This window comes from Candidatus Binatus sp. (assembly GCF_030646925.1).
In the GTDB taxonomy this organism is placed as follows: Bacteria; Desulfobacterota; Binatia; order Binatales; family Binataceae; genus Binatus.
The window spans coordinates 1-16,538 of the sequence record NZ_JAUSKL010000059.1; the positions used below are offsets into that span (position 1 = coordinate 1).

Annotated in this window: 16 protein-coding genes; 9 read left to right on the plus strand and 7 right to left on the minus strand. The window is 61.5% G+C overall.

The window, feature by feature from the left end:
* On the plus strand, positions 1-285 hold a 285-nt coding region (locus Q7S58_RS09275), incomplete at its 5' end, for a LamG domain-containing protein (protein WP_304823945.1).
* Between the two features lie 135 nt (positions 286-420).
* Positions 421-1,467 carry a S1C family serine protease gene (locus Q7S58_RS09280; RefSeq protein ID WP_304823948.1) on the plus strand — a complete coding sequence of 349 codons (1,047 nt, stop codon included), beginning with the start codon at positions 421-423 and terminating at the stop codon, positions 1,465-1,467.
* A 60-nt stretch (positions 1,468-1,527) separates the two neighbouring features.
* On the opposite strand, the gene Q7S58_RS09285 is transcribed toward Q7S58_RS09280, so the two are convergent.
* The 3 genes from Q7S58_RS09285 to nudC form a co-directional block, all read right to left on the minus strand.
* Positions 1,528-3,300: an NAD(P)/FAD-dependent oxidoreductase gene (locus Q7S58_RS09285; RefSeq protein WP_304823951.1), complete on the minus strand. Its 1,773-nt coding sequence runs from the start codon at positions 3,298-3,300 to the stop codon at positions 1,528-1,530.
* A gap of 146 nt (positions 3,301-3,446) precedes the next feature.
* Positions 3,447-4,331, minus strand: a complete 885-nt coding sequence (locus Q7S58_RS09290) for an LLM class F420-dependent oxidoreductase (RefSeq protein ID WP_304823954.1) — start codon at positions 4,329-4,331, stop codon at positions 3,447-3,449.
* A gap of 38 nt (positions 4,332-4,369) precedes the next feature.
* Positions 4,370-5,293: an NAD(+) diphosphatase gene (gene nudC / locus Q7S58_RS09295; RefSeq protein ID WP_304823958.1), complete on the minus strand. Its 924-nt coding sequence runs from the start codon at positions 5,291-5,293 to the stop codon at positions 4,370-4,372.
* Between the two features lie 279 nt (positions 5,294-5,572).
* Between nudC and Q7S58_RS09300 the strand changes: the two genes are divergently transcribed.
* From Q7S58_RS09300 to Q7S58_RS09315, 4 genes are all read left to right on the plus strand, one after another.
* Positions 5,573-5,743: a Flp family type IVb pilin gene (locus Q7S58_RS09300; RefSeq protein ID WP_304820759.1), complete on the plus strand. Its 171-nt coding sequence runs from the start codon at positions 5,573-5,575 to the stop codon at positions 5,741-5,743.
* A gap of 173 nt (positions 5,744-5,916) precedes the next feature.
* A complete protein-coding gene (locus tag Q7S58_RS09305; RefSeq protein WP_304823961.1) occupies positions 5,917-6,825 on the plus strand; it encodes an alpha/beta fold hydrolase in 909 nt (302 codons plus the stop codon).
* 59 nt (positions 6,826-6,884) lie between these two features.
* Complete coding sequence (locus Q7S58_RS09310; RefSeq protein ID WP_304823964.1) at positions 6,885-8,198, plus strand: CaiB/BaiF CoA-transferase family protein; 1,314 nt, start codon at positions 6,885-6,887, stop codon at positions 8,196-8,198.
* On the plus strand, positions 8,195-9,460 hold the full coding sequence (locus tag Q7S58_RS09315) for a CaiB/BaiF CoA-transferase family protein (protein ID WP_304823967.1): 1,266 nt from the start codon (positions 8,195-8,197) through the stop codon (positions 9,458-9,460). Before Q7S58_RS09310 ends, Q7S58_RS09315 begins: the two co-directional genes overlap by 4 nt.
* Before the next feature lie 81 nt (positions 9,461-9,541).
* Here Q7S58_RS09315 and Q7S58_RS09320 read toward each other — a convergent pair whose 3' ends face one another.
* From Q7S58_RS09320 to Q7S58_RS09335, 4 genes are all read right to left on the minus strand, one after another.
* The gene (locus Q7S58_RS09320; RefSeq protein ID WP_304823970.1) at positions 9,542-10,102 is read right to left on the minus strand and encodes a hypothetical protein; all 561 of its coding nucleotides are present in this window, start codon (positions 10,100-10,102) and stop codon (positions 9,542-9,544) included.
* 458 nt (positions 10,103-10,560) lie between these two features.
* Positions 10,561-11,034, minus strand: a complete 474-nt coding sequence (locus Q7S58_RS09325) for a Zn-ribbon domain-containing OB-fold protein (RefSeq protein WP_304823973.1) — start codon at positions 11,032-11,034, stop codon at positions 10,561-10,563.
* Between the two features lie 52 nt (positions 11,035-11,086).
* Positions 11,087-12,316 (minus strand): hypothetical protein, encoded by a 1,230-nt coding sequence (locus tag Q7S58_RS09330; protein ID WP_304823977.1) that lies wholly within the window; start codon positions 12,314-12,316, stop codon positions 11,087-11,089.
* A 40-nt stretch (positions 12,317-12,356) separates the two neighbouring features.
* Complete coding sequence (locus Q7S58_RS09335) at positions 12,357-13,223, minus strand: LLM class F420-dependent oxidoreductase (protein WP_304823980.1); 867 nt, start codon at positions 13,221-13,223, stop codon at positions 12,357-12,359.
* Positions 13,224-13,356: 133 nt separating this feature from the next.
* Here Q7S58_RS09335 and Q7S58_RS09340 point away from each other — a divergent pair, with 133 nt between their 5' ends.
* The 3 genes from Q7S58_RS09340 to Q7S58_RS09350 all read left to right on the plus strand — a co-directional run bounded on the left by Q7S58_RS09340 (position 13,357) and on the right by Q7S58_RS09350 (position 16,534).
* Positions 13,357-14,373 (plus strand): aldo/keto reductase, encoded by a 1,017-nt coding sequence (locus tag Q7S58_RS09340; protein ID WP_304823983.1) that lies wholly within the window; start codon positions 13,357-13,359, stop codon positions 14,371-14,373.
* Positions 14,374-14,513: 140 nt separating this feature from the next.
* The gene (locus Q7S58_RS09345; RefSeq protein WP_304823985.1) at positions 14,514-15,263 is read left to right on the plus strand and encodes an SDR family NAD(P)-dependent oxidoreductase; all 750 of its coding nucleotides are present in this window, start codon (positions 14,514-14,516) and stop codon (positions 15,261-15,263) included.
* Positions 15,264-15,292: 29 nt separating this feature from the next.
* Entirely contained in the window at positions 15,293-16,534 is a 1,242-nt protein-coding gene (locus tag Q7S58_RS09350) for a cytochrome P450 (protein WP_304823988.1), read from the plus strand.
* The last annotated feature ends 4 nt before the right edge of the window (positions 16,535-16,538 follow it).

Consider the following 16,538-nt stretch of genomic DNA (forward strand, 5'->3'; position numbering starts at 1 on the left):
CCGCTGAATCAGTGGTCGCACGTCGCAGGTGTCTTTACCGGAAGCGTGCTGCAACTCTATGCGAACGGCGTCCTGGTTGGACAGGTCACGCTACCAGCCGGCAAATCCAGATCCAGCCGCATCGGCGTCGGACGGAACGCAGCCGGAGCATCGTACGGCGGCGCTGGCGGATTCAACTTCTTTTCGGGCTTGATCGACGACGTCCGAATCACGGCGCGCGCGCTCTCGCCTGCGGAGTTCGGACCGATTAATCCGCTCTCACAGAAACCTGCCCTGCCGCAGTAGGAGCAGGCGTTGTTGGCGGTTCGCTGGGCCCGTGCGCGTTTCGCGCTGATTAATCTGACCGCGTCGTCAGCGTTGTTCGCGGTCGCAATCACATCGGGCAAATCGTGATTATCTTTACTTCCAGGAGTATCGATAATGCGTTCCTCATTGAGATTGATTTCGGACGCCGGCGCCACCAATTCCGGCCGTCCGTATCCGCCTGATTCGTCCGACGACCGATTGTTCGACGCGTATTCGCGCGCCGTCATCGGCGCCGCCGAATCGGTCAGCCCGGCAGTCGTGAATATCGAGGTTGGCCGGCCTTCCGCGTGGCGATCGGCCGCCTCGCAGCATCCGGATTCGCCCGCCGGCAGTGGCTCGGGCTTCATCGTGGCGCCAGACGGGTACATCATCACCAACAGCCACGTCGTTCATGGCGCCTCGCGAATCTCCGTCACGCTTTCCGACGGGCGCAAATCGCAGGCGGAACTGATTGGCGACGATCCCCACACCGACCTTGCCGTGATTCGAATCGTCGGGTCCGATCTGTCGGCCGTGTCGCTCGGCGATTCGCAGGCGATTCGCGTGGGTCAATTGGCGATCGCGATCGGAAATCCTTACGGCTTCCAATGCACCGTCACGGCCGGCGTCGTTAGCGCCCTCGGACGCTCGCTCCGCACGGCGTCGGGTCGGCTGGTGGATAACGTCATCCAGACCGACGCCGCGCTGAATCCCGGCAACTCCGGCGGACCGCTGGTCAATTCGCGCGGCGAGATTATCGGCGTGAACACGGCGATCATCCTGTCCGCGCAGGGAATCTGCTTCGCAATCGCGATCAACACCGCCAAGCTGGTCGCGGGCCATCTGATCAAGGACGGCAAGATCAGCCGCGGCTATATCGGAATCGCCGGCCACAATGTCGAATTGCCGCGCCGCTTCGTGCGCTTCTATCGATTACCCGCCGACACCGCGGTGCGTGTCGCCGCGGTGGAGACGGACAGTCCGGCTGCGCTCGCCGGCATCAAGGAAGCCGACCTCGTGATTCGGCTCGGTGACACGACAATCGCCGGCATCGACGATTTGCAGCGCTACCTCACGATGAGCCAGGTCGGGATTCGCACGCCGGTCGCATTGATTCGCGGCACGGAGCGTCTGACGCTCGAACTGGTTCCGGTCGAAGCGGCCGCCAAATCGCGCGCCTGATTCGAGCACTTCGCCGAATAGCTTGTGTCGAGACGGCACTTACTTCATTAACTTAGCTGGCTATTTCCTGGTGAACGAGAAGTGCTCGTCCATCCGCGCTTTCACCTCGTTCAGGTGGTTGCAGTACTGGAAGAAGCCGCCGTTATAGTTGCCATCCTGGCGGCGCTGGAACTCGCCCTCGAAGTTATAGTAGCCCGGCGTGCAATCCTGGTTGCGAGTGGTCTTGCCGCGATGCTCGATTACTTCCTGCACCCACCACTCCTCGGCTTCTTTGGTCGCATCCATGGATTGATAGCCATGGCGGCGGGCGTAATCGATACAGGTAGCTATGTAATCGCCTTGAGCTTGCAGCATGTCAGTCAGGTTGAACTGGAAGGACGCCTGGTAGCCGCCCATGATGAACAGGTTGGGATAGCCCTCCGAATGGATCCCTAACAGCGTGCGGATGCCCTCGCGGTACTTATCATTCAGCTCGAGGCCGCCTATGCCCTTGATCTGGTTATAGATGCCGGTCTTCTGCACCTCGAAGCCAGTAGCATAGATAAGTACGTCCTCTTCGTACTGCTTGCCTTCCAACACCGGGCCTTTCTCGGTTATCTCCGTGATGCCCTTACCGTGCGTGTCCACCAGATGGACATTCGGCCGGTTGAAGGTAGGCAGATAATCGTTGTGAAAGCACGGCCGCTTGCACATCAGCATGTACCACGGCTTAAGCGCGTCCGCGGTGGCCTTGTTCTTCACAATTTCATCGATGCGCTGATGGATTTTCATCATCGCTTCGATGTTGGCGTTCTCCTGCAATCGAATCTTATCATCGTGCGACATCGCGTCGAGCTTGGCTTTCTGCGCGGGACTCATCATCATCTGGGGCGCCATCTTTGCCCGTTCGCGCCGCTTCGCCTGCCATCCTTTCGGCAAGCTCTTCGCCCATTCGGGATCGGTCTCCCAGTCATCGCGAATATCGATTGAAGAAGGTGTGCGCTGAAAGACATATAGCTCCTTCGCCGCCGCACCTAGTCCGGGGATAGCCTGTACGGCTGTCGCTCCGGTGCCGATTATCCCGACTACCTTGTCTTTCAGGCCCGACAAATCAGGCTTGGTGTAGGCATAGTCCCAGCGCGATGTGTGAAAAGAATGGCCCTTGAAGATTTCGAGCCCTTTTATCTTCGCCAGCTTAGGCTTCGATAGTGTGCCATTGGCGCAGATCACGAACCGCGCCTTCATGTGGTCGCCCCGGTCGGTGGTCAGGTGCCACATCTGCTCGGCTTCATTCCACTCAGTCGAAGTAACCGTGGTCTGAAACACGGCTAGCTCGTAGAGGTTGTACTTCCTCGCGATAGCCTGGCAGTGTGCGTAGATCTCAGGACCTTTCGCGTAGTGATCCTTAGGCACGTAGTTCATCTCGTCGAGAAGCGGCAGGTAGTCATAAGCGACGACGTCGCACGCGACCCCCGGATAACGGTTCCAATACCAGGTACCGCCAACATCGGCGCCTTTCTCGACGATCCGGATGCTCTCGACGCCAACCTCGCGCAATCGCGCGGAAGTAAGCAGTGCCGAGAACCCGCCACCGATGAACAGGCATTCGACGGTGTCGTTGATCGGCGCGCGCGGCTTGACTTCGCCGCCATACGGATCGATTTCGTATCTGGCCAGGTCGCCGCTAAGGTCGGATATGTATTGCCTGGTGCCTTCCGGGCGGTAGTTCAGCCGGAGATCGCGTTCCTCGGCGAACTTCTGCTTGACGCTATCGTAGAACTCCTGGTTCCGCGTGGGTCTTGCGGCGAGTCCGATAGGTTTCTCGATCTTGGGCCTCTCTTGCGCCTCTGCCATGGTCAGAATCCTCCGTGCGTATGGTCATTGCCGTGCCGGTTCAGCAGCGGTCAATGCCGATGAGCCGATCGATTTTGCAGCTTGCCACGAGATCGATCGAGATTTCCAGTGCGAAGGCACATCAGGAACGACCGAGCCCCGGGCCGCTATTTGATCCTGGCGGCGCGCTCGACCGTCGGCGCCAGCCGGCGCACGATCTCGAGCGTCTTGCCGGCTGCCATTTTGATCGCGTCGCCCTGCGAAAACAGCACCAGCCGATGCGCACCCGCATCCTTGTACAACTTCAGATCCTCGAGCGATATTCCGTCCTCCGGCGGGCCGACAAATCCGCTGACGTGGATCGTATCGGGATTGCGGCCGCGCTCGACGGCGACCTGCTTGAGCGCATCGATATCGCGCTTGAAGCTCGACGGCCGGCCCGCAAGCGGCACCCATCCATCGTAAGTGCGCACCACCCGTTCGAGCACCTTGGGTCCGCGCCCGCCAAGCAAAATCGGCGGCCCCGGCTTCTGAACCGGCTTGGGATCGCATCGTAGCGCCGGAAACTTCACCAACTCGCCCTGATAGCTGGGCTCCGACTGGGTCCATAGCACGCGCATCGCCTCGACCGTCTCGCGGAGCCGCTTCCAGCGCGTTTCAAACCGCGCGCCCATCGCCTCGGTCTCTTCGCGCAACCATCCCGCGCCGACGCCCAGGATCACGCGGCCACCCGACAGGATGTCGAGCGTGGCGATCGTCTTCGCGGTGATGATCGGTTCGCGCTCCGGCAGCAGGCAGATTCCAGTGCCGAGCTTGACGCGCCGGGTAACCGCGGCGGCGACACTGAGCGCAACGAACGGATCCATCCAGCGCCCGTAATGCTCGGGCAGCGTGCCTCCGCCGCCGCCGGGCAGCGGCGTCTTGAAGCCGACCGGAATCACTGGATGCTCGGGGATGAAGAAGGACTCGTAGCCGAGGTTTTCGACTTCGCGCGCGATTTCCGCGATGTCTCCCGATTCTGCGGTCGCCGCGATCATTATTCCTATGTCCATAGTTCCGGCTCCTGTCGATTAGCTAGTCGCATATCCAGTCACTGCTCGCCGAGCGCCCATGTCCTGATCAGGTGGTACGCGATCGCGATCGGCGGCGGCACTCGCACGCCGTCCACCGCCTTGCCTTCGACCAGTTCGCGCGCGACGCTGCGCTCGATCCATCGCACTTCGGCAAGCTCGGTCTCGTCGGCCTTGACGTCGCGGCTTTCCGCCTTCGCGAAGCATCCGATCATCAGCGAAGAGGGAAACGGCCACGGCTGCGTCGAGTAGTAGGTCACCTCGCCCACCTTGACCGAAGCTTCTTCCATCAGTTCGCGGCGCACCGCTTCCTCGACCGTTTCGCCGGGTTCGATAAAGCCGGCCAGCGCCGAGAACATCTCGGGCGGAAACAGCTTGCCGCGTCCGACCAGGCACGCCTCGCCGTGAGTCGCGAGCATGATCACCACCGGATCGACGCGCGGGAAATGCTCGGCGTTGCATTTACCGCATAGCCGGCGATACCCGGCGTCCATCAGCTTGGTCGGCTCGCCGCATCGCGGACAAAAGCCGTGGCGCTGATGCCAATCGATCAGCGCCTTCGCCTGTCCGATGATGGCGGCATCCTTGATCGACACATTCGATGCCGCCACGCGCGCGTCGCGAAAATGGCCGAGTCCCGCGAGCGGTCCCGCGTTCATTGGATCGCCGGCGTCCGAAACGTCGAGCGCGAATACCGCGCGCTCGCCGTCGAGGCCCAGGAAGATGCACGGCGCGTTGCTGCCAGCGAGCGAATCCGCGATGCCGGGCTTCAGCAGCCCAAGCTCGAGCTGAGCGCTCGACTTTTCCGAGCCAAGCAAAAAAGGCTCAAGGCGCCACATCGGGAGTATCAGCGACGACGGATCGCGCCGCTTGGATTCGATCCAGTTTGCGTCGATGCGCTTTTCACTCGCGCGATCCAATGGATTACCGGCAAAAGGAATCATTCAGCTTCTCCAAGGAAATGGCCTATCGATGTCCCGCTCAAACTAGCCCGATTTCACGACCGATTGCACGCGCGAGGTCCATCGATCGCGAAGGGTCCACGTTGGGACACGATGTCCCGTCATGACACTGCGCTTCGATGCAATTCTGGTCATGAGTTCGAATCAACTCGAATTTCACAACACTACTCAGTAGGCCGCGACGGCACGGCGGATGCAGTAGTTAGTCATCAGAACTGACAACGACAAAACAGCGCCAACACGGTGCAAAGGGGAATAAAAATGGACTACCTGACTAAACTCTTCGTCGCAATCCGCGAGAACCGCAAGGGCCAGACGATGACCGAGTACGTGCTGATCCTCGCCGCGGTCGCGGTCGCCGGCATGACGGCCTACACGCTGCTTGGTGGAAAAATCACCAGCGAGATCTCGACCGTCACTGCCGCCTTCTAACTTCCTGAGTTGTGCGGTGGGGGATCGAAACCCTCGCCGCACCCGCACACAAAATCCGTCACCTCCCTCTCAACTCGATTCATACCGTCTGCGCCCTCGGCGATCTCCTGATTCCTTGACGATCGCCGCGCCGGGTTGTAGTTCCGCTTGAGCAGTCGAAAGAGGAACTCGCAATGGAACGAACCGATGAACTCGAGATGTTCCGCACCACGCTCAGGATCGCCGATCTTCATCCCGACGCGATCGCGTTGCCCGACGATTGCCAGGTGATCGTCGGCGCGATGCGCCTGCATTACCTCGACTGGGGCGGCTCCGGCGCGCCGATCCTGTTTCTGCACGGCGGCGGCCTGACCGCGCATACCTGGGACTGCGTCGCGGTGATGCTGCGCGGGCGCTATCGATGCGTCGCGCTCGATCAGCGCGGTCATGGCGACAGCGAATGGTCGCCGGTCGTCGATTATCGGGTCGCGGCTCATCTTGGCGATATCGAGGGCTTCATCGACGCGATGAAACTGGACCGTCCGATTCTGGTCGGGCAATCGATGGGCGGTCTCAATTCGATCGCGTATGCGACGCGCCATAGCGATCGGATGCGCGCGATGGTGATCGTCGATGTGGCGCCGGAAATCAGCGCGTCAGGCGCGGACCGCATTCGAGACTTCGCCGCCACTCTGGAACTCGACTCGCCAGAGGAGTTTCTGGAGCGCGCGGTGAAATTCAATCCGATCCGCGATCCCGCGGTGCTGCGCCGCAGCCTGCATTACAACCTGCGCGAGACGCCCGCCGGCAAATGGATGTTCAAGCACGATCAGCGGCGCCGTACCGACGAAGCGATGCGGTCGTTCAGCGATGATCGCGCGCGGCTCGTGTCCGAAGTCTCGAAGATCAAATGCCCGACGCTGGTTGTGCGCGGCGCGCTCAGCGACATCCTCACCGACGAAGGCGCCGAGAAGTTCGCGCGCTCGCTTCCCGATGGCCGATGGGTGCGGATCGAAAAATCGGGGCATAACGTGCAAGGCGACAATCCGCGCGCGCTGCTCGACGCGATGCTCAAGTTTTTCCGCGATGCCGGAATTTCCTGATCGTTCGAAAGCACGTCGCGCTTGAATGCGGACCTCGATTTCGAGTACCGGATAAAGTGATGAGTATTGGCGATGCGAAAGGCGGACGAGCGCTCGAGGGCGTGCGGATTATCGATCTCACCTGGCTGCAGGTCGGGCCGCAGGCGACGCGCCTGCTTGCGTCGTTCGGCGCGCAGGTGATTCGAATCGAATGGCGCGAGCGCAAGGCGATCGATTTCATCCGCTATTCGCCGCCATTCGCGCCCGATCACGCGCGCCCAGACGGCGGGATAAGCCAGGGAGTGTCGCACGGCCACGGTATCCGCGGGAATTTCGATCGCGGCGCGTACTTCAACAACACCAATCCCGGCAAGTACGGAATCACGCTCAACCTGAATCATCCGAAGGGGCGCGATCTGCTGCGGCGGATGGTGCGCGACGCCAACGCGATTACCGAGAACTTCAGTCCCGGCCAGATGGACAAGTGGAATCTCGGCTACGAAGAACTGCGCAAGATCAATCCGCGCATCATCTATATGCAAACCACCGGCGTCGGTAAGGCCGGCGTTTACAAGGACTACGTCAGCTACGGACCGACGGCGCAGGCGTTCTCGGGCCTGACGTTTCTCTCAGGCCTGCCCGAGCCGCGTCCGCCCGCGGGATGGGGCTATTCGTATCTCGATCATTCGCCCGGCTATTTCGGCGCGATCATGCTGATGGCCGCGATTCGCCGGCAACGCGAGACTGGCGCCGGATGCTATATCGACATGTCGCAATCGGAAACCGGCCTGATGCTGTCGGGCACCTCAATCGTCGAGCATCAAATCACCGGCAAGCCCACCGCTCGTTACGGAAACCGGATGCCGTTTCGCGACTGGTCGCCGCACGGCGCTTATCGATGCGACGGCGACGACAACTGGATTGCGATTTCGATTCAATCCGACGAGCAGTGGCGCGCGCTGATCGAGGAGATGGGTTCGCCGGAGTGGGCGCGTCACGATCAATTTGCAAGCGCGGCCGGTCGCAAGCAACACGAGGATGCGCTCGACGAGATGCTCGCGACGTTCACGTCCGCGTGCGAGCGCTACGACCTGATGAATCGATTGCAGGCGCGCGGGATTGCTGCGGGCGTCGTGCAGAAGGCCTCGGATCGATTCGACCGCGATCCTCAGCTCAAGGCGCGCGGCTACTTCGTCGAGTTGCCGCACAGCGAAATCGGCACCTGGCCCATCGAAGGATTCCCCGCCAAGCTGTCGCGATCGCCAGCCAACGTCGGCGGAGCAACCGGCCGCGCCGCGCCCAAACTCGGCGAGGACAACGACTTCGTTTACGGCAAGCTGGTCGGCCTCAGCGCGGATGAGATGTCATCGCTGGCAGAGGAAGGTGTGATTTGAACGATCTAGATCACAACGGCAATCTCGGATCCTCGCTTGCCAATTTCACGATCCTGGAAATCGGCAATCAGCTTGGCGATTACGCGGCCTTGCTGCTCGCGGGCCTCGGCGCCGAGGTCATCAAAATCGAGCCGCGCGACGGCGCGGAGTCGCGACGAATCGGTCCGTTCGCGACCGCCTCCGACGACATCGAGCAGAGTCTTTTTTTCTGGCGCTACAACCTGAACAAAAAGAGCGTCGTACTCGACGTCGATGATGCCGCCGCGATCCCCGTGCTCACCGCGCTCGCCGCCACCGCCGACATCGTGCTCCTCTCCGGCGAGTTCGAGACGGTCGAGCGGCGCCTGCCGCTCTGGCGCAAAATCGCCGCCGACAATCCGCGGCTCATCGTATGCACGATCACGCCGTTCGGACTCGACGGTCCTTATCGCGCGCTGAAAGCCACCGATCTGGTGCAGATGGCGCTCGGCGGAATCATGGCCGTCTGCGGTTACGATCCCGCCGACGACGGAGTTTACGACACGCCGCCGATTGCGCCTGCGATGTGGCATTCGTATCACTTGGGCGGCGAATACGCGGCGGTCGCGATGATGGCGGCGATCAACTTCCGCGAACTCAGCGGCGAAGGCCAGTTCATCGACGTGTCGGTGCATGAGGCGGTCAATACCTGCACCGAGGTCGCGATTCCGACCTACATCTACAGCGGGCTAGTCCTGAAGCGGCAGACTGCGCGCCACGCCGCACCGAGCGTCACGCACGCGCGGCTCTCGAAGAGCGCCGACGGCGTCTTCATGCTCGCGGGCCTCAGTCCCTTCGAACGCGAGATGCGCGCGCTCGGGGAACTTGCCGATCAAGTTGGAATCGGGCACGTGCTGGGAACACCGGAATTTGTGCAACTCGAAAAAGAGGATCGCGTCGCCGCCGCCATCTATCGCAACGACTTGCTCGGCGAGGTAGTCGAGAGCCGCTCTGCCGATGAGATTTTCAGGCGCGCGCAGTCGGTCGGTCTCGCGTGGTCGCCGATTCGCCGGCCCGAGGATAATCTCGACGATCCGCACTTCGCCGCGCGCGGCAGCTTCGCGACGATCGAGCATCCGGAGTTGGGCCGCAGCTTGCGCTATCCGGGCACCGTCGCCAGCGACGGACAGTCGCCGCATTTTTCCTACACCCGCCGCGCCCCGCACCTCGGCGAGCACACCGCCGAAGTTCTCACCCGCGCCGGCGTAACTGCCACCACCATCGCATCACTGCGCAAGTTGTAACGGCGCACTGCGATCTGACGATCGCGCGCGTACGCCTGACGCGACGGATGACCCTCGATCGCGATTCTATGGGGGCGCTCTTCAAAGTCGTGGAGTATCTCGCCCCAGCCGGGGATCGTTGGTCTCGATACATTTTGCATTAGCCATCTCGAGCGAAAACGTCCACTGAAGAGTATCCATACGAGAAGGAGTCTGCTCCATATCCTTCGGCGCTTTCCGTAGAGTGTCGATTGCGGTCTTCGCAAGAGGCGCGCGCGATTTCTCGCAAAGCTCATTCGAGATGTAGACAATCGGAGTACCGTCAGGCCCCTTCTCTATTTGCCATTGGTCGAGAGGTGCGTCGAGGTTCGCCTTCATATAGGTTACGCCCGAACGGACGACTAGTGGAGGTACGACCATGCACCACGCGGTATAGGCCGACTCTTTCGAAAGTCGTTCCGAGCTGGCTGTGACTCGCCAGGGGAAACTCACCGCGAAGATTGAAATTCCCGCGGCTCCCGCCAGTCCGGTTAGTTTGCGCACCTTGAGATATCTGAGTTGGCGTCGCCCGATCTCAACGCGCGCGCGATGCGAGAAAGTAAGTCCGCATAACAGTGCAGCGATGAGCCCGACCATGCCGGCAAACGTGGCGGATTGGCGCACCAAGCGCACTCCCGATAGGCAATAGACTGCGGCGAGAACCAACCCATAGACCACAAGAAGCTTGCTCCCGCTGCTGAGGGCCCCAAGCTCGGTCGCGACACGTTTTAGTGTTATCCGCATAGTTCGAGGAAGGCACTGATAACATCAAGTCAAGGCAAAACGCCAGCAACTCAGCTGTTGGGACGCTTACTTACTCATCCGCTCAGAGTCTGTGAACTTTTTGTACGCCCCACATTTGTCATTCTGAGCCGAAGGCTGCGCAGGCGAAGAATCCCGGAGGGATGCCGAGCGAAGTAAAAGATCCGGGATTCTTCGCTGAGCTCAGAATGACAAAAGTGATTTGCTGATGCAGTTTTCATTTGGGTTCGCTCAAACGTGCCGACCTGAGCGCTGCTTGATCGAGATCCTTCGACTTCGGCAGCCTCCGCTCAGAGCGGCTCCTTGAATTGTGGACCCGGCTACTCTTCGAAGCGCCACGTATTTTCCGCGCTGCCGGTGATGCGCCAGCGGGGCATCACGATCTTCGGATCATTCGTTGCCTCGAACAGCACCTCGCATGGCAGCCCGATCGCGACTTCCGCCTCGTCGTTAGTCAGCACTCCCGCGACGCGCGTGACGGTGCCATCAGCTTCCTTGCAATCATCCAGTTCGATCAACGCGACGACATAAGGCACCGACTCGATGAATGCGCCCACGATCGGCTGCGTCACGACCACATAGCTATGAATCACGCCTTTGCCCGCAGTCTCGAACCATCCGACATCCATCGACATGCATTTGCTGCACGCGGGGATGTTCGGCGGAAACCACTTATGGCCGCATTTATTGCACTGATGCACCAGGTATTTGTGCTGGCGCGTCGCCTCCCACCATTCGCGCGTGTCGGGATCAGGGAGGATGCGGAGTTTCGAATAGTCAATCGTCACCGGCATAAGATGAATCCTTTTGAATCTGTATCGCGCGATTCTTGGAACCGCGCGAAGGTCACGCGGCGATGCCTCGCAGGATTAGACAGCTAGCCATGTTCTCCCAACCCCACGCCATCCCGCAGCAGATGCGCGCGTTCTTCACCTGCCGGCATCCTTGATCGCGATTGTAAGTGTGGTTACCTTCGCGCCATCCGGGGCAGGCGTCGTCCGCGCGATGCCGCAGTTGCCGCACGTTTTCGATCACCATCTGCACGCCATGCGTATAGCCTTCCGACAGATGCCCGCCCGAAAGATTGCTTGGTAACTCGTGATCGATCTTGAGCCGTCCGCCCTTGACGAATTCGCCCGCTTCGCCGGGTCCGCAAAAGCCGTTCGCCTCGAGCTGGATCAGCGTGGTGAAAGTGAACGCGTCGTAGCATGAGACGAAATCCACATCCTTATGGCTGATGCCGGCCATGCCGAACGCGCGCTTCCATCCGTAGTTGCCCGCGACGTAGTGCAGCACCGGCCGCGAGTAGTTCCAATTCGGCGATTCGGTCATCGTGCGCGCATAGCCACCCATGATGAACACCGGCGGATGCCGCAAGTCGTAGGCGCGCTCGCGCGACGTCACGATGATCGCGGCCGACACGTCGGTCTCCTGGCAGCAATCGAGCAGGCGAAACGGCTTGACGACCCATCGCGAGCGCTGATGATCCTCGATCGTGATCGGCGAGCGATGTCGCGCCTTCGGATTGAGGCTCGCGTGATAGCGATGCGCCACGGCGATCTCGGCGAACGCCTTGGTGGTGCATCCGGTGTCGCGCAGGTAGCGCATCGCGGACATGCCGAAGCGCTGCGCCGGCGTCGTCCAGCCCCATCCCATGTTGAACTGGTTGTCGTCGGTGGCGGTCGCGACCGGAATCGGTCCGCCGGGAATCTGTCCGCCCATCCTGCGCCCCGAGCGTCCGTTCATCGAGCGGAAGCACACGATCGTTTTCGCGTAGCCCGCTTCGATAAGGCCAATCGCGTGCGCAACCAGTGCCTCGGTGCTCGAACCGCCGCCGAAAATATCGAGGCAGTAGTTGAGCCTGAGCCCGAGCGCCGTCGCGACGTGCGCCGACGAGGTGGAGTCGCCGATCTGGTAGCTCGTCATCCCGTCGATGTCCGACGCCGCGAGCCCCGCGTCGCGCATCGCGTTGCTCACCGATTCGCACGCCATCGAAAGCGTGGTGCGGTTCGAGGGCCGCATCTGCGGCGTCTCGCCCACTCCTACGATGCAATATTTATCCGTGAGTGCGCCCATCGTTCTCCTCAGCCAGATTTTTTCTTCGACGAGTTAATCGTTACAGCTTCGCGGCGCACTCGACGATCGATTCGAGTCCGCGCACTACTTTGACGCCGTCTTCCGACACCGCCGATGCCGCCACGACGAGCCGGCTCACGCCCGCTTCTGCGTATTGCTTCATCGCGTCGGCGGTCGGCCCGTCGCCGCCCATCAGCAGCACCGAGAATTCGAGCTTGTCGGGATCGCGCCCGAATTCTTTCGCCATCGATTTGATTTGCGGGATACACTCGCGCGCCTTCTCGACACTAAGGCCGCCCGGACACCATCCGTCGGCGTAACGCGCGACTCGTTTCAGCGCGTACTTGGGATCGTGCGCGCCGAGCAATATCGGCGGTCCCGGTTTCTGCACCGGCTTAGGCCCGAGCTTCACCGGCGGGAACTTGACGAACTCGCCCGCATAGCTGACGTCGTCGCCGCTCCACAGCATTCGCAGCGCCTCGACCGACTCGCGCAGATGCTGCCAGCGATGCGCGAAATCGACACCCATGACTTGCGCCTCTTCGCGGAACCATCCGGCGCCGACGCCCAGGATGAGCCGCCCCTTCGAATACAGATCGATCGACGCCGTCACCTTCGCCGTCTCGATCACATCGCGCTGCGGCAGCAGGCAAATCGCGGTGCCGATTTTTATTCGCGAGGTCGCATCGGCGGCGATCGCCAGCGCGACGAACGGATCGATCAGACGCGCGTAGAACTCGGGAACCTTGCCGTCGCGCGATCGCGGATAGTGCGTCGTGTAAGTGCTCGGCACCACCATGTGTTCCGCGACGAAGAACGATTCGAAGCCGAGGTTCTCGGCCTCGCGCGCGATCGCGCCCGGATTTCCCGATTGCTCGGTGAGAAATACCAACGCGCCAATTTTCATCGATACGACCTCGCTCGTGGCGTTTTGATCGAGCGCCACCATAGCACCGAATCGTGCGTAACAGGTTGCGCCGCGAACTTCTCGGCGCTCGCCACAAAGCGCTAGTATCCCGCCAGAATCGCGGAGAAGAAAAATGGCGCTAACGCAATCGAGTCGATTCCAGTTCACGCCCGATCTCAGCATCTGCCGCGTCCTGAACGGGATGTGGCAAGTCTCCGGCGCGCACGGGCGCATCGATCCCGCGCGCGCAGTGGCTGAGATGTTCGCCTATCACGACGCCGGCTTCACCACCTGGGACCTCGCCGATCACTACGGCCCCGCCGAGGATTTCATCGGCGAGTTCCGTCGCGAGTTCGCCGCGCGCCACGGCGCTGAGCGACTCGCCGAGATTCAGGCATTCACCAAGTGGGTGCCGCGGCCGGGCCGAATCACGCGGCGGATGGTCGATGACGCAATCGGGCGCTCCCTGTCACGGATGAACGTCGAGCGTCTCGACCTGCTGCAATTTCATTGGTGGGATTACGCCGACGCGAGCTATCTCGACGCGCTCAAGCATCTCGCCGACTTGGCTAGCGAGGGCAGGATTCGTCATCTCGCGCTCACCAACTTCGACACCGAGCGCGTGCGCATCATCACCGACAGCGGCATCCGCATCGTGTCGAACCAGGTGCAGTACTCGATTGTCGATCGGCGTCCCGAAGTCCTGATGGCGCCTTACTGCCGCGCTCACAACATCACGCTGCTCACCTATGGCACCGTGCTCGGCGGATTGCTCTCGGAGAAATTTCTTGGTCGCAGCGAGCCGAATCGCGGCGAACTCAACACCGCGTCGATGCAGAAATATCGCAACATGATCGACGCGTGGGGCGGATGGGCGCTCTTCCAGGAATTGCTCGGCGCGCTGAAACCGATTGCCGACAAGCACCGCGTGAGCATCGCGAATGTCGGCGTGCGCTACATCCTTGATCGTCCGGCGGTGGCGGGCGTGATCGTCGGCGCGCGGCTCGGAGTCGCCGAGCATATCGCGGACAATGCGCGCGTGTTCGGCTTCGCGCTCGACGCCGACGATCGCGCGAGCATCGACGCAGTGCTTGCGCGATCGCGCGACCTGATGAATTCGATCGGCGATTGCGGCGACGAATATCGCTAGCGCGATCAGAAAACGATCGGCAATTCCAGGTACTTCGTGCGCGAGTGAGTGTTTCCTGATCATCCAAGATAGTCAGCGGCTTTCAAATCACGAGCGCCCCTGCTATCGAACAAATATTCCCGCGAGGAGACTATTCATAAATGGATCGTCTGAAAAACAAAGTGGCGCTGATTTCGGGCGGCGCGCGCGGACAAGGCGCGGCCGAGGCGCGATTGTTCGTCAACGAGGGCGCCAAAGTTGTGATCGGCGACGTGCTCGACGAACAGGCCGCCGCCGTCGCGCGCGAAATCAATGTGAAGGATCGCGCAGTCGTCGCGGTCCACCTCGACGTGACCCGCGCTGACGATTGGCGGAGCGCGGTCGCGCTCTGCGAGAAGGAATTCGGCGGCCTCGACATCCTGGTGAATAACGCCGGCATCTTCAACACCTCGGGCCTCGAGGACACCAGCGAGGAACTCTGGGACGCCATCGTGAGCATCAATCAGAAAGGCGTGTGGCTCGGGATGAAAGCGGCGATCGCGGCGATGCGGCGTCGCGGCGGCGGCTCGATCGTGAATATCTCGTCGGTCGCGGGACTTACCGGTTCCACCGGCTCGACTGCTTACCACGGCACCAAGGGCGCGGTGCGGCTGCTGACCAAGGCCGCGGCGGTTCAGTATGCGAGCGCGGGGATTCGCGTCAACTCGGTGCATCCGGGGCTTATCGGAACGCAGATGATCGACATCATCCCGAAAGAGCAACGCGAGTGGTACGTCAAAAACGTGGTGCCGATGGGACGCGAAGGCACGCCTGAAGAAGTCGCCAAGCTGGTGCTGTTCCTCGCGAGCGACGACGCATCCTACTGCACCGGCGCGGAGTTCGTCGTCGATGGCGGCATGACCGCGACCTGACATCGATTGCACCAGCCAGGAGGTGTCACGTGCATCTGGACGAAATCGATTTGCTGGATGCGGAGCGCTTCGAGCAAAGCGTTCCGCACGAATGGTTCACCTGGCTGCGCCATCACGCGCCAATCTACAAGCATCGCGAGCCCAACAACGGACCAGGCTTCTGGGTGATCACGCGCTACGATGATGTAGTCCAGGTGAATCGCGACGGAGTGACCTTTTCGTCGGAGCAGAGCCGCGGCGGCGTCGTTGCGATGGAAGATGCGGCCGCGGCGGCGGACTTGAGCGCGCAGGGGCGCATGATGCTCACGATGGATGCGCCCGACCATACGCGCTACCGCTCGCTCGTGAATCGCGGTTTCACGCCGCGGATGATCAACGCGCTCGGCGGACGCATCCGCGAGATGGTGATCAAAATCCTCGAGCCGGCGCTCGAGAAACGCGATTGCGATTTCGTCGTTGAGGTCGCGTCGGAGTTGCCGCTACAGGTCATCGCCGAGATGCTCGGTGTGCCGTTCGAGGATCGCCACAAGCTGTTCGAGTGGAGCAACCGCATGATCGGCAGCAAGGATCCCGAATATGCGGTGAGCGAGCAGATGGCGCAGCATGCCGCGATCGAGATGTACATGTACTCGAACGAACTCGCGAAGCAGCGCCGCGAGGACCCGCGCGACGATATCGTCACCACGCTGCTGAAACCGGATGCGAACGGCGACAGCCTCTCCGAGATGGACTTCAACGTGTTCTTCCTGCTGCTGGCGGTGGCCGGCAATGAGACGACGCGCAACGCGCTCTCGCACGGCGTGCACGCGCTGATCGATCATCCGGCGCAGTATCGCAAGCTGGTCGAGAATCCGTCGCTGGTGACGTCGGCAACCGAAGAGGTCCTGCGCTGGGCGTCGCCGGTGATGTATTTCCGCCGCAACGTGACGAAGGATACCGAGGTGCGCGGGCAGCAGATCAAGGCGGGCGACAAGGTGGGCATCTGGTACATCTCCGCCAATCGCGACGAGGAGATTTTCGAAAATCCCTTTACGTTCGACATCGCGCGCTCGCCCAACGAGCACGTGGCCTTCGGCGGCGGCGGTCCGCACTTTTGCCTCGGCGCGAGCCTCGCGCGGATGGAGATAAGCATCCTGCTCGAGGAACTCGCGAAGCGGGTCGGCGCGATCGAGCAAATCGGCGAGGTGAAGCGCCTTCGCTCGAACTTCATCAACGGGATAAAGCATCTGCCGGTGCGGCTGACGCCGTCGAGGCGCGACGCGTCGCACTAGGCAG